The sequence below is a fragment of the Pseudomonas bharatica genome, from assembly GCF_048586865.1.
GTDB lineage: Bacteria > Pseudomonadota > Gammaproteobacteria > Pseudomonadales > Pseudomonadaceae > Aquipseudomonas > Aquipseudomonas bharatica.
In genome coordinates this window covers 1-13,454 of record NZ_JBMAWR010000034.1, presented here as the reverse complement: position 1 = coordinate 13,454, position 13,454 = coordinate 1, and the positions used below count along the sequence as shown (strand labels likewise).

General features: G+C 64.0%; 11 protein-coding genes. 7 read left to right on the top strand and 4 right to left on the bottom strand.

Annotated features, from left to right (window positions below):
• Window positions 1–47: 47 nt before the first annotated feature.
• Window positions 48–911: a universal stress protein gene (locus ACKLLE_RS25515; RefSeq protein WP_064304324.1), complete on the bottom strand. Its 864-nt coding sequence runs from the start codon at window positions 909–911 to the stop codon at window positions 48–50.
• Between the two features lie 154 nt (window positions 912–1,065).
• Here ACKLLE_RS25515 and ACKLLE_RS25510 point away from each other — a divergent pair, with 154 nt between their 5' ends.
• From ACKLLE_RS25510 to ACKLLE_RS25490, 5 genes are all read left to right on the top strand, one after another.
• Window positions 1,066–1,671: a MiaE family protein gene (locus tag ACKLLE_RS25510; RefSeq protein ID WP_420059405.1), complete on the top strand. Its 606-nt coding sequence runs from the start codon at window positions 1,066–1,068 to the stop codon at window positions 1,669–1,671.
• 253 nt (window positions 1,672–1,924) lie between these two features.
• Window positions 1,925–2,398, top strand: coding sequence for a MarR family winged helix-turn-helix transcriptional regulator (locus ACKLLE_RS25505; RefSeq protein ID WP_420059404.1), 474 nt, complete (start codon window positions 1,925–1,927; stop codon window positions 2,396–2,398).
• Window positions 2,395–3,867: an efflux transporter outer membrane subunit gene (locus ACKLLE_RS25500; protein WP_420059403.1), complete on the top strand. Its 1,473-nt coding sequence runs from the start codon at window positions 2,395–2,397 to the stop codon at window positions 3,865–3,867. Before ACKLLE_RS25505 ends, ACKLLE_RS25500 begins: the two co-directional genes overlap by 4 nt.
• Before the next feature lie 10 nt (window positions 3,868–3,877).
• On the top strand, window positions 3,878–5,071 hold the full coding sequence (locus tag ACKLLE_RS25495; RefSeq protein ID WP_009394541.1) for an HlyD/EmrA/EmrK family protein: 1,194 nt from the start codon (window positions 3,878–3,880) through the stop codon (window positions 5,069–5,071).
• Window positions 5,068–6,597 (top strand): DHA2 family efflux MFS transporter permease subunit, encoded by a 1,530-nt coding sequence (locus ACKLLE_RS25490; RefSeq protein WP_420059402.1) that lies wholly within the window; start codon window positions 5,068–5,070, stop codon window positions 6,595–6,597. The genes ACKLLE_RS25495 and ACKLLE_RS25490 overlap by 4 nt, the downstream gene beginning before the upstream one ends.
• A gap of 43 nt (window positions 6,598–6,640) precedes the next feature.
• On the opposite strand, the gene ACKLLE_RS25485 is transcribed toward ACKLLE_RS25490, so the two are convergent.
• From ACKLLE_RS25485 to ACKLLE_RS25475, 3 genes are all read right to left on the bottom strand, one after another.
• Window positions 6,641–8,482, bottom strand: coding sequence for a ricin-type beta-trefoil lectin domain protein (locus ACKLLE_RS25485; RefSeq protein WP_420059401.1), 1,842 nt, complete (start codon window positions 8,480–8,482; stop codon window positions 6,641–6,643).
• 352 nt (window positions 8,483–8,834) lie between these two features.
• Window positions 8,835–9,560, bottom strand: a complete 726-nt coding sequence (locus ACKLLE_RS25480; RefSeq protein ID WP_064304321.1) for a UDP-2,3-diacylglucosamine diphosphatase — start codon at window positions 9,558–9,560, stop codon at window positions 8,835–8,837.
• Complete coding sequence (locus ACKLLE_RS25475; protein WP_420059400.1) at window positions 9,557–10,057, bottom strand: peptidylprolyl isomerase; 501 nt, start codon at window positions 10,055–10,057, stop codon at window positions 9,557–9,559. Before ACKLLE_RS25475 ends, ACKLLE_RS25480 begins: the two co-directional genes overlap by 4 nt.
• A 237-nt stretch (window positions 10,058–10,294) precedes the next feature.
• Between ACKLLE_RS25475 and ACKLLE_RS25470 the strand changes: the two genes are divergently transcribed.
• Both ACKLLE_RS25470 and cysS read left to right on the top strand, forming a co-directional pair.
• A complete protein-coding gene (locus tag ACKLLE_RS25470; protein ID WP_420059399.1) occupies window positions 10,295–11,992 on the top strand; it encodes a glutamine--tRNA ligase/YqeY domain fusion protein in 1,698 nt (565 codons plus the stop codon).
• Between the two features lie 9 nt (window positions 11,993–12,001).
• A complete protein-coding gene (gene cysS, locus ACKLLE_RS25465; protein ID WP_009394548.1) occupies window positions 12,002–13,384 on the top strand; it encodes a cysteine--tRNA ligase in 1,383 nt (460 codons plus the stop codon).
• Window positions 13,385–13,454: the final 70 nt, after the last annotated feature.

Below are 13,454 nucleotides of genomic sequence, written 5' to 3'. Positions count from 1 at the left end.
TCGCGGGTGAACCCGCTCCCACAGAGTACGTGTAGCGCTTAAATGCGTCAGCCCTGCGCCAGCTCGTTCAAATGCGCCGCTACCTCGGCCGTCTTCAGCACCAGCACATCGCTCTCCAGCGAATCCAGCACCACCTCCGCGGTATTGCCGATCAGCGCCCCGGTGATCCCGGTGCGTGCCACGGTGCCGATCACCGTCACCACGGCATCCAGCTTGTGCGCGGTATGGGGAATCAGCACATCCGCCGGCCCTTCGGCCACATGCAGGCGCTCGTCGGCAATATCGAATTCGGCCTGGAACGCCGCGCATTCCTCGCGATAGCGCTGCTCGATGGTTTCCTTCAACTGGTACACCGGATCGGCCGCCGACAGCATCGGCGACGGATGGGCGGCGATCACGTGCAGTTCGCCCTTTGCCAGCCCGGCGATGGCGTAGCCGTGGTCGATGATGTCGCCGTGCAGGACGCGATGCTCCTGGTCATGATTGCCGACATCCACGGCCGCCAGGATCACCCCGCCGGTCCATGGCCGCTCGGTCTTGACCATCAGCACCGCCGCCGGGCACAGGCGCAGCAGTTTCCAGTCCGAGGGGGTGAGCAGGGCCTTCTTCAGCGGGTTGTCCGGGCGATGTTCCTTGATCACCAGTTCGCAGCCCTCGGCCTGCTGCACATCGATGATCGATTCGTGCAGGGTGTCGTGCCAGGCCTGCTCGAAGGTGACGTTGTCATAGCCGTCGTCATGCAATTGGCTGCACAGCAGGCTGAGCAGGGCGCTGTGGTCGTGCTTGCGGTCGCACATCAGCAGGTGCAGGCGGGCGCCGGTGGCCGTGGCGATGAGTTTGGCCCGGGTCAGGGCGCGGCTATGGGCGTGCTCGGGGTCGAGGACTACCAGGATGCTGCGGACGGCTTGCATGAGCGGGAACTCCCAGGGAAGTGACAACCAATGCCTGACTATAGTCGGCGTTCGCCGCAGCGCAGCTTGATGCATATCAACCGCGGATCACTGGTGTCCGCTGGCGGTGCCGGTATAATCGCCGGCCCTGCTGTCTACCTGCCGCCTGTGAATCATGGAACCCATCCCCGAAATCGAAGCCTTCCTCGGTTGCCGCACCCCTGACGCCTGGGTGCAAGCGGCGCTGGCCGACCAGGAAACCATGCTGATCGACCACAAGAACTGCGAGTTCAAGGCCGCCAGCACCGCCCTCAGCCTGATCGCCAAGTACAACGCGCATATCGACCTGATCAACATGATGTCGCGCCTGGCCCGCGAGGAACTGGTCCATCACGAGCAGGTGCTGCGCTTGATGAAGCGCCGTGGGGTTCCCCTGCGCCCGGTCTCTGCCGGCCGCTACGCCTCGGGGTTGCGCCGTGTGGCCCGGGCCCACGAACCGGCCAAGCTGGTGGACACGCTGGTGATCGGCGCCTTTATCGAAGCGCGCAGCTGCGAGCGCTTCGCCGCACTGGTGCCGCACCTGGACGAGGAATTGGGCAAGTTCTACCACGGGTTGCTCAAGAGCGAGGCGCGGCACTACCAGGGGTATCTGAAGTTGGCGCTGCACTATGGCGATGCCGAGGATATCCAGCGCACCGTAGACAAGGTGCGCGAGGTGGAAATGGAGCTGATTCTCTCGCCGGACGAGGAATTCCGTTTCCATAGCGGCGTACCGGCCTGAACTGAATCCACGCGGCCCCTGTGGGAGCGGGTTCACCCGCGATGACAATAGTGAATTCACTGCCCTCATCGTGGGTGAACCCGCTCCCACAGGGGCCGCGTCGCTTTCCTGATCTCTACTCTCCCGCCTGATCCTGACTTTTCCAGTCAACCTTTCATCGACAAAATACAAAGCAAGCTAATAAATGCCTGGACAATTATTGCCTGAGCAGACATATTTGCTTACATCACTGCCTAAGCAGGGTTCTCCCCACATGCAGCATTTCACCCCCGAAAACTTCCAGACCTGCACCATCGGCCTGCTCCTCGGCCGCGCTGCGCTGGTCAAGGACCGTATCCTCGATACCCACCTGCAGGACCACGACGTTACCGCCGCGCAGTTCAAGGTGTTGATCATCATCGCCCAGTTCGCCGTGGATACCCCGGCCGACCTGTGCCGTTACCTCGGCCTGGACAGCGGCGCCATGACCCGCATGCTCGACCGCCTCGAACAGAAGCACCTGATCGCGCGCAGCCGTTGCCCCGAAGACCGTCGCCAGGTCCGCGTCGGCCTGACCGATGAAGGGCGTACCCTGGCCGATCGCCTGCCGCATATCGGTGCGGCGGCGATGAACGAGCTGGTCGGCGTGCTCGACCCGGAAGAACTGGCGACACTCACCTCGATCCTGACCAAGGTCCTGGTCTGCGCAGGCGATACGCTGACCCTGATGCGGGTGAGCCATAAATGAACACGAATGCCTTGCGCACCAGCCTGAGCCTGCTGGCGCTTGCCCTGAGCCTGGCCGGTTGCGCCAGTTACCAAGGCCTGACGACCACTGGCCAGCGCCTGTCTGCCAGCGAATTGAAAGCCGGCAAGACCCTCGAAGGCGTCACCCTGTCGCCGGCCGCCTGGCCGAAGAGCGACTGGTGGCGCGACCTTGGCGATCCACAGTTGGACGGCCTGATCACTGAGGCCCTGCGCGACAGCCCGGACATGCAGATCGCCAGCGCCCGTGCCCACCAGGCCAGCGCCGCCGCCCTGGCCGCCGATGCCGAACGCATGCCGACCCTGGACGCCAACGCCAGCGTCAGCCGCTCGCGCCTGGCCCGTGACCAGGATCCGGCGGGGCAGGGCGGTCGCTATTCGACCCTGCGCAGCCTCAGCCTCGACTTCAACTACAACTTCGACCTCTGGGGCGGCCAGCGCGACGCTTGGGAAGCTGCCCTCGGCCAGGCCCGCGCCGCCGAGGTGGACCGCCAGGCCGCCAGGCTGACCCTGGCCGCTGACGTGGCTCGGGCCTACAGCCAGCTTGGCCAGGCCTATATCGTCAACGACCTGACCCAGGAAGACCTCAAGCGCACCCGGCAGATGCTCGACCTGGGCCAGCGCCGCCTGAGCGCCGGGATCGACAGCGACTACCAGTTGCAACAGACCGAAAGCCTTGCTGCCAGCTCGGAAGAACAGGCGATCAATGCCGCCAAGCAATTGCGCAGCGCCCAGGTGGCGCTGGCCGTGCTGCTTGGCAAGGGGCCGGACCGGGCGCGCGAGATTGCCCGTCCGGCGGTGCTCAAGCCCGGCGCGGTAGCCCTGCCATCGGTGCTGCCGGCCGAACTGCTGGGGCGTCGTCCTGACCTGGTGGCGGCGCGCTGGCGCGTGGAGGCGGCGAGCAAGTCCATCGACGCCGGCAAGACCCGCTTCTACCCCAACCTCAACCTGAGCGCCGCCGCCGGCACCCAGGCCCTGCTGGGGGACGCGATCTTCGGTGCGCCGAGCCGCTTCTTCACTATCGCCCCGACCGTATCCCTGCCGATCTTCGACGGCGGCCGCCTGCGCGCCGACCTCGATGCCCGCGACGCCGACTACGACCTGGCGGTTGCCCAGTACAACAAGAGCCTGGTCAATGCCCTCGGTGAAGTCAGCGACAGCATCGACCAGTTGCACGCCCTCGTCGAGCAGGTCGCGGCCAAGCAGCGTGCCGCCGATATCGCCCAGCAGTCCTACGACACGGTGATGCAGCGCTATGGCTCGGGCATCGGCAACTTCCTCGATGTGCTGAGCATCGAGCAGCAATTGCTGCAGGCGCAGCGCCAACTGGCCGAACTCAACGCCGAGCGTATCGATCGCTCGATCCTGTTGATGCAGGCCCTCGGCGGCGGCTTCCAGGATCAACCGCAACAACAGGCGGCGAGCGCATCGCCGGCTCCCCGACACCCATAAGGTATTCGTCATGGCTAACCCAACGGACACTGCCGTCAACGAGCAGGACGTCAACAACCAGCGCAAGCGCAAGACCTGGCTGATCGCTCTGGCGCTCATCGTCGTCGCCCTGGGCGCCGGCACCTGGGCCTGGCACGAGCTGTACGGGCGCTGGAGCGAAAGTACCGACGACGCCTATGTCAACGGCAACGTGGTGGAAATCACCCCGCTGATCTCCGGGACCGTGGTCAGCATCGGCGCCGACGACGGCGACCTGGTGCAGGCCGGCCAGGAGCTGATCCGCTTCGACCCGAGCGACGCCGAGGTCGGCCTGCAGGCCGCCGAGGCCAAGCTGGCCCGGGCCGTGCGCCAGGTGCGCGGGCTGTACAGCAATGTCGACGGGCAGAAGGCCCAGGTCGCGGCGCGCAAGGCCGAATTGCAGAAGGCCCAGGAAAACTACAACCGACGCAAGACCCTCGCCGCCGGCGGGGCGATTTCCCAGGAAGAACTGTCCCACGCCCGTGACGACCTGGCCTCGGCCCAGAGCGCCCTGAGCAATGCCCAGCAGCAGCTCAACACCACCACGGCGCTGGTGGACGACACCGTGGTGTCCTCCCATCCGGAAGTCCAGGCCGCCGCCGCCGAGCTGCGCCAGGCCTACCTGAGCAATGCCCGCACCACCCTGGTGGCACCGGTCACCGGTTATGTGGCCAAGCGTACCGTGCAACTTGGCCAGCGCCTGGAGCCGGGCACCGCGACCATGGCGGTGATTCCCCTTGACCAGCTGTGGATCGACGCCAACTTCAAGGAAACCCAGCTGCGCAACATGCGTATCGGCCAGCCGGTGGAAATCACTGCCGACCTGTACGGCAGCGACGTGAAATACAACGGCACCATCGACAGCCTCGGCGCCGGGACCGGCAGCGCCTTCGCGCTGCTGCCGGCGCAGAACGCCACCGGCAACTGGATCAAGATCGTCCAGCGCGTGCCGGTGAGGGTACACATCAACCCCGAGCAACTGGCCCGGCATCCGCTGCGCATCGGTTTGTCGACCCTGGTCGATGTCGACCTGCACGACCAGAGCGGCCCGGTCCTGGCCCAGCAGCCGCCGCAGAAGGCCAGCTTCGCCACCCAGGTGTATGATCGCCAGTTGGCCGAAGCCGATACCCTGATCGCCAGGCTGATCCATGACAACAGCGCCAGCGACAAGACGGCCCAGCGATGAGCAACCAGGCTTCGTTCACCCCGCCGAGCCTGCTGCTGACCACCATCGGCCTGTCCCTGGCGACCTTCATGCAGGTGCTCGACACCACCATCGCCAACGTGGCGCTGCCGACCATTTCCGGCAACCTCGGGGTGAGTTCGGAGCAGGGTACCTGGGTCATCACCTCGTTCGCGGTGAGCAATGCCATCGCCCTGCCGCTGACCGGCTGGCTGAGCCGGCGCTTCGGCGAGGTCAAGCTGTTCATCTGGGCGACCCTGTTGTTCGTGCTGGCCTCGTTCCTCTGCGGGATCTCCCAGTCGATGCCGGAACTGGTGGGTTTTCGCGTGCTGCAAGGGGTGGTCGCCGGGCCGTTGTACCCGATGACCCAGACCTTGTTGATCGCGGTCTATCCACCGGCGAAGCGCGGCATGGCCCTGGCGCTGTTGGCCATGGTCACGGTGGTGGCGCCGATTGCCGGGCCGATTCTCGGCGGCTGGATCACCGACAGCTACAGCTGGCCATGGATCTTCTTCATCAATGTGCCCATCGGCCTGTTCGCTGCCGCCGTGGTGCGCCAGCAGATGCGCACGCGGCCAGTGCACACCAGCCGCCAGCCGATGGACTATATCGGTCTGCTGAGCCTGATCATCGGTGTCGGCGCGCTACAGATTGTCCTCGACAAAGGCAATGACCTGGACTGGTTCGAGTCGAACTTCATCATCGTCGGCAGCCTGATATCCGCAGTATTCATCGCCGTGTTCATCATCTGGGAGCTGACCGACAAACATCCGGTGGTCAACCTCAGGCTGTTCGCGTATCGCAATTTCCGCATCGGCACCATCGTGCTGGTGGGCGGCTATGCCGGTTTCTTCGGCATCAACCTGATCCTGCCGCAATGGCTGCAGACGCAGATGGGCTATACCGCGACCTGGGCCGGGCTGGCGGTGGCGCCGATCGGCCTGCTGCCGGTATTGATGTCGCCGTTCGTGGGCAAGTACGCGCACCGCTTCGACCTGCGCCTGCTGGCCGGGCTGGCGTTCCTGGCGATCGGCCTGAGCTGCTTCATGCGTGCCGAATTCACCCATGAAGTGGACTTCCAGCACGTGGCGCTGGTGCAGTTGTTCATGGGCATCGGCGTGGCGCTGTTCTTCATGCCGACCCTGAGCATCCTGCTCTCGGACCTGCCGCCGCAGCAGATCGCCGACGGCTCGGGCCTGGCGACCTTCCTGCGCACCCTCGGTGGCAGCTTCGCGGCGTCGCTGACCACTTGGATCTGGATCCGTCGCGCGGACCAGCATCATGCCTACCTCAGCGAAAGCATCAGCACCTACGATCCAGCGACCCGTGATGCCCTGCATCAACTGGGTGGGGCAGGGGGCACGGCGTATCGGCAACTGGAGCAGATGCTCAGCAGCCAGGCCTACATGATGTCGACGGTGGATTACTTCACCCTGATGGGCTGGATATTCGCGGGGTTGATCCTGCTGGTGTGGCTGGCGAAACCGCCGTTTGCGGCGAAGGCGGGGCCGGCGTCGGGCGGGCATTGAGGAACGGCCCCTGCACTGATGTGCAGGGGCCATTTCGTGCCGTTCACTGCACCGGGATTTCCAGCCATAGATCCGAGTGCAGGTCCGGACGGCAGCCTGCGCCCATGCGCACTTCTGCACCGGGTCCGAGATCGTCGGGGTGCGCGGCGAGGCAGCCGCGACTGAGCTGGTTCTTGATCGTGGCGCCTTGCCTGCTCCACAGCACGCTGTCGTTGACCCAATTGCAGAGCTGCAGTTCGGCGCGATAACCGTCGTAACCCAGACACAGGTCCTGCTGTTCGTGAACCCGCAGGCGCTGGTCATCCCACAGCCAGCGTTGCTGCCGGCTGCCGCTGGCGCAACTGGCGAACTCGACCACCGTACCCACTGCATATTGAGCATTACGCACCTGCGCGCACAACCCGGCCAGGGTGTTTCTCAATTGCACGGCCTGGCCCGGCTTCGGGTCGTACTTTTCCCAAAGGGCGCGCGGGTCGCTGGCGCTCGGCAGCGGCACGATGGCCGGCGCGGGCTTCTGGTCCACGCTGGCCAGATAATGGCTGCGGCCCTGGCTGTCCTGGTAAGTACTCCAGAAGCGTCCGTCGCTCTGGATGGTCCAGCGGCTATGTTTCTGGTTGTCACACGCGACCAGGCTCACCTTGAGCTGGTCATTGGCATCGACGAACAGGCAGCGGCGTTCATCGCCGGCCCAGCGGAAGAAACCGTACGGGTCGTTGGGCCATTCCGTCCACTTCTGCGCGCTATTGCCCATGTCGCACTTCTCGAACTGCACGAGCCCGCTGCTGGCGCCTGCCAGGCACTGCTCGTTGCCAAGGTTGATCAAGTGGAATGACCGGGTGGCCCGTTGCTTGTCGCCATAGGCGGCCATTACCGGCAGGGACTCGCGCCAGACCCGGGCCATGTCCGCGCTTTTCGCATCTCCCAGGGGCGCACCATCCGCGTCGTTTTTTTCCGATGTGGAGTAGTAAGGGCGACGGATCGGCCCGCGGCAGAGCGAAGTGCCTTTGTCGCCGATCCTGAAACCGTAGTAATACTCGGGATCCCCGGGATTGCAGTGCTTGCCGCCTGCGTTATGGGCGATCTCATGGGCGAAGGTGTCGGTGGTTTCCACTGACTGGGTGGTATAGCGATCATTGCGAAAGGCGATGCCGGCCACCGTGTCGCCGGGTCTTTTCATGAAGAATGCGCTGATCAGGTCGGCAGCCACGCCGTTCTTCATTTGCCAGCGCAGGTCGAGCAGGGTCTGCTCGCTTACCGGCAGGTCCACGGGAATGCTTTCCACTGCGACCAGACCGACCCGGATTGCCAGCCCGCTATTGAGGAATTGCAGGTTGGCGACCTCCAGCTGGGCAAGAGCGAAGCCGGTGGGGTCCTTGACGAAGGCTGCGGACTCGGGAGAGAAGCCCACGACTACAGTCAGCCGAGTATTGCTGGCCGTTTCTGTCGGTGCCGGTGCCGGTAGGCTATGTGCCGGTCCGGTCGGCATGTCGGCGTCCGACGATTCGTCGTAGGCCGGCTCTGGCTTGAAGACTTGCGTGCCGTCTGCGTCGCCGATCACCAGCCCGCGGCGACTGGAGGTACTGACCAGTGCAGTGAAGGCGCCGTCGTCGCGGCGGCTGATGACCAGGAAACCATCGCTGCCGCCGTCCTTGCGAAACAGTGAGGCACTGCTGAGCTGATAGATGCCCTCGCGTACCGGAGGTCCGAAGCCGGGCATGTCGACACCCACGAGCAAGGGGGAGGTGGCCGCGCTGGCACGGCCTTCCAGTAGTGAAGGAATATCCAGGTAGTTGCTGGTCGTGGCGGCAACTGCAAGCTGCTGCATAAGGCTGGCGAGCAGCAGGGCGCAGGTGGCGAATCGCTTGAGGGAAGGGATGAGGATCATGGCTGGACTCCTGTTTCATGAGTGGGTACGTCATGAGGTGCAGGAAGGCCCTAAGGCAGACATCAGGAGCTTCACTCCTGTGTATAGGATTTCTGGCGGGCTTTTGCTACAGCGCGAGGGGTGTCGCTTCGGGTTAATGCTTTGGGTCTCCCGGGCGCGTGATACAGGGTAGAAGTTGGCTTGCCAGCGATGAGCATGGGTATCTACACATCTCTCGTTCAGGCTCGGATGGTGGGTCAACGCAGGATCTGTAGTCTTGAATTCGAGATGTGTAGATACCCATGCAGCGATGAGACCCCAGGACCAAAAAGATCGCCTGATCGATCCTTGGCGTGGGAGGTCTGCCAAAGGATCAGGCGAAGTCGAACGGGCTCAGCTGGAAGCCTTGTTCATCCACTTGCAGCGCCCACCCTTGCCTGTCCCAGTCGCCCAGCACGATGCGCCGCCCGGCGCTGCCGTCTTCGAGGGTGAGCTTGTGGATGGCCGGCCGGTGGGTGTGGCCATGGATCAGGGTGCGCACGCCGTGGCGTTGCATCAAGCGCGGTACTTCCTCGGCGGTGACATCGATGATGTCGTTGGCTTTCATGCGCGTCTGCGCCTTGCTTTCGCTGCGCAGCTTGCGCGCCAGCTTGCGCCGGGTGGACAGCGGCAGGTGGCGCAGGATCCACAGGCTCAGCGGGTTGCGCAGGTAGCGGCGCAGCTTCATGTAGGCTTCGTCGCGGGTGCACAGGCTGTCGCCATGCATCAACAGTACCGGCTCGCCGCCCATCTCGACCACGCTGGGGTCCTTGAGCAGGGTGCAACCGGCAGCCTTGCAGAAGGCCTGGCCGATCAGGAAATCGCGGTTGCCGTGCATCAGGAACACCCGCGTGCCGCTGTCGCTCAGCGCGCGCAGGGCCTGGCAGATCGACTGCTGGAACGGCGTCATGCCGTCGTCGCCGATCCAGGCCTCGAAGAAATCGCCGAGGATGTACAGGGCCTGTGCATCCCGGGCGCGGGTCGCCAGCAGATCAAGAAACGCCCGGGTAATGTCCGGGCGTTCTTCTTGCAGATGCAGGTCGGAGACCAGCAGGATCACTCAATGATCTCGGCTTTCTCGATGATCACGTCTTCCTTAGGTACGTCCTGGTGGCCAGCCTTGGAGCCGGTGGCGACCTTCTCGATGGCATCCACGACTTCACGGCCTTCGATCACTTCACCGAATACCGCGTAGCCCCAGCCCTGCACGTTCTTGCCGCTGTGGTTGAGGAAATCGTTGTCGGTGCCGTTGATGAAGAACTGTGCCGAAGCCGAATGCGGCTCCATGGTGCGGGCCATGGCGATCGAGTACTGCTTGTTCGGCAGGCCGTTGTCGGCTTCGTTCTGGATGCTGGCGCGGGTTTTCTTCTGGGTCATGCTGGTGTCGAAACCGCCGCCCTGGATCATGAAGCCCTTGATCACGCGGTGGAAGATGGTGCCGTCGTAGTGGCCGTCTTGCACGTACTGGACGAAGTTTTCCACGGTTTTCGGGGCTTTTTCGCTGTCCAGTTTCAGGACGATGTCGCCATGGTTGGTGCTCAGTTTGACTTTGGCCATGCTGGAATTCGCTCTCTCAAGGCATGTGGTAAGAAGAGATGTGCATCGCACATATATGACCCTGACGCCCGCTTCGCCAGCGGCGATACGTTCCTGCCAGGGATTTTTTTCGTACGCCGTGCATATTAGCGCCGGTTTGTCGGCGTGGTGCTGTCGGCGGCGCGACGGCTTCGGCTATGATACGGGCTTTGTTTCACGCGGCCTACCCGCGCCGCAGACCGGACTTCCAAGGATCCTATGAGCAAGCCCACCGACACCGCTCCCAATGCCGCCAAAGGCGCGCCCGCCGTTCCCGTGAATTTCCTGCGCCCGATCGTGCAGGCCGACCTGGATTCGGGCAAGCACAGCAGCATCGTCACCCGTTTCCCGCCAGAGCCCAACGGTTACCTGCATATCGGCCATGCCAAGTCGATCTGCGTGAACTTCGGCCTGGCCAAGGAATTCGGCGGTGCCTGCCACCTGCGTTTCGATGACACCAACCCGGCCAAGGAAGACCAGGAGTACATCGACGCCATCCAGGAAGACGTCAAGTGGTTGGGCTTCGAGTGGACCGGTCCGGTGCGCTACGCCTCGGAATACTTCGACCAGCTGCACGCCTGGGCCGTCGACCTGATCAAGTCGGGCAACGCCTACGTCTGCGACCTGACCCCGGAGCAGGCCAAGGAATACCGCGGCAACCTGACCGAGCCAGGCAGGAACAGCCCGTTCCGCGAGCGCAGCGTCGAAGAGAACCTCGACCTGTTCGCGCGCATGAAGGCCGGCGAGTTCAAGGACGGCGAGCGCGTCCTGCGGGCGAAGATCGACATGGCTTCGCCGAACATGAACCTGCGCGACCCGATCCTCTACCGCATCCGCCACGCCCATCACCACCAGACCGGTGACAAGTGGTGCATCTACCCGAACTACGACTTCACCCACGGCCAGTCGGATGCCATCGAAGGCATCACTCACTCCATCTGCACCCTGGAGTTCGAAGGCCATCGCCCGCTGTACGAGTGGTTCCTGGACCACCTGCCGGTGCCGTGCAAGCCGCGCCAGTACGAATTCAGCCGCCTCAACCTGAACTACACCATCACCAGCAAGCGCAAGCTCAAGCAACTGGTGGATGAGCAGCATGTGAATGGTTGGGACGACCCGCGCATGTCGACCCTGTCCGGTTTCCGCCGCCGGGGCTACACCCCGGCGTCGATCCGCAACTTCTGCGAAATGATCGGCACCAACCGTTCCGACGGCGTGGTCGACATGTCCATGCTCGAGTTCAGCATCCGTGACGACCTCGACCGCAATGCACCGCGTGCCATGTGCGTGTTGCGTCCGCTGAAGGTGGTGATCACCAACTACCCGGAAGGCCAGGTCGAGCAGCTCGAACTGTCGCGCCATCCGAAGGAAGACATGGGCGTGCGCGTCCTGCCGTTCGCCCGCGAGCTGTACATCGACCGCGACGACTTCATGGAAGAGCCGCCCAAGGGCTACAAGCGCCTGGAACCTGCCGGTGAAGTGCGCCTGCGCGGCAGCTACGTGATCCGCGCCGACGAGGCGATCAAGGATGCCGAGGGCACTATCGTCGAACTGCGCTGCTCCTACGACCCGGACACCCTGGGCAAGAACCCGGAAGGCCGCAAGGTCAAGGGCGTCATCCATTGGGTCCCGGCCGAAGGCAGCGTCGAGTGCGAAGTGCGTCTGTACGATCGCCTGTTCCGTGCTGCGAACCCGGAGAAGGCCGAAGAGGGCGGCAGCTTCCTCGACAACATCAACCCTGATTCGCTGCAGGTGCTGCGTGGTTGTCGTGCCGAGCCATCGCTGGGTAGCGCCCAGCCAGAGGACCGCTTCCAGTTCGAGCGCGAAGGCTACTTCTGCGCCGACCTGAAAGATTCCCGTCCAGGCCAACCGGTATTCAACCGCACCGTGTCCCTGCGTGACTCCTGGGGCAGCTGAGGAAATTTCGTGCTTACCATCTACAACACCCTGAGCAAGACCAAGGAAGTATTCAAACCGCTGGAAGGCAACAAGGTGCGGATGTACGTCTGCGGCATGACCGTGTACGACTTCTGCCACCTGGGCCACGGCCGCAGCATGGTCGCCTTCGACCTGGTCACCCGCTGGCTGCGCTATAGCGGCTACGACCTGACCTACGTGCGCAACATCACCGACATCGATGACAAGATCATCAACCGCGCCAACGAGAACGGCGAGTCGTTCGACGCCCTGACCGCGCGCATGATCGATGCGATGCACGAGGACGAGCGCCGCCTGAACATCCTCAAGCCGGACCTGGAACCCCGTGCCACCGACCATATCCCGGGCATGCACGCGATGATCCAGACCCTGATCGACAAGGGTTATGCCTACGCCCCGGGCAACGGCGACGTGTACTACCGGGTCGGCAAGTTCGTCGGCTACGGCAAGCTGTCGCGCAAGAAGATCGAAGACCTGCGCATCGGCGCGCGGATCGAGGTGGACGAGGCCAAGCAGGACCCGCTGGACTTCGTCCTGTGGAAAGGCGTCAAGCCGGGCGAGCCGAGCTGGGAATCACCATGGGGGCCGGGACGTCCGGGCTGGCACATTGAGTGCTCGGTGATGTCCACCTGCTGCCTGGGCGAGAGCTTCGACATCCATGGTGGCGGCAGCGACCTGGAGTTCCCGCACCACGAGAACGAGATCGCCCAGAGCGAAGCGGCCACCGGCAAGCCTTACGCTGCGTCGTGGATGCACTGCGGGATGATCCGGATCAATGGCGAGAAGATGTCGAAGTCGCTGAACAACTTCTTCACCATCCGCGATGTGCTCGACAAATATCATCCGGAGGTGGTCCGCTACCTGCTGGTGTCCAGCCACTACCGCAGCGCGATCAACTACTCCGAGGACAGCCTGCGCGACGCCAAGGGTGCCCTGGAACGCTTCTACCACGCGCTGCGCGGCCTGCCGCTGGTGGCGCCGCAGGGTGGCGAGGAATTCGTCGAGCGTTTCGCCGCGGCGATGAACGACGACTTCGGCACCCCTGAAGCCTGCGCCGTGCTGTTCGACCTGGTGCGCGAGATCAACCGTCTGCGCGACAGCGACGCACAGGCTGCGGCTGGCCTGGCAGGGCGTCTGCGCGAGCTGGGTGGTTTGCTGGGCGTGCTGCAGCTGGATGCCGACGAGTTCCTGCGTGCGGGGGCCGAGGGCAAGGTCGATGCGGCTGAAGTCGAGGCGCTGATCCAGGCCCGCCTGCAGGCTCGGGCCGACAAGAACTGGGCCGAATCCGACCGCATCCGCGACCAGATCACCGCCATGGGTGTGGTGCTGGAGGATGGCAAGGGCGGGACCACCTGGCGTCTGGCTGACTGAAGCCCTGTGTTGCCAGCGATGGCCTCATCGGTGGCAGCCCAGCTCCCACAGGTATCGCGTAAACCGCCGA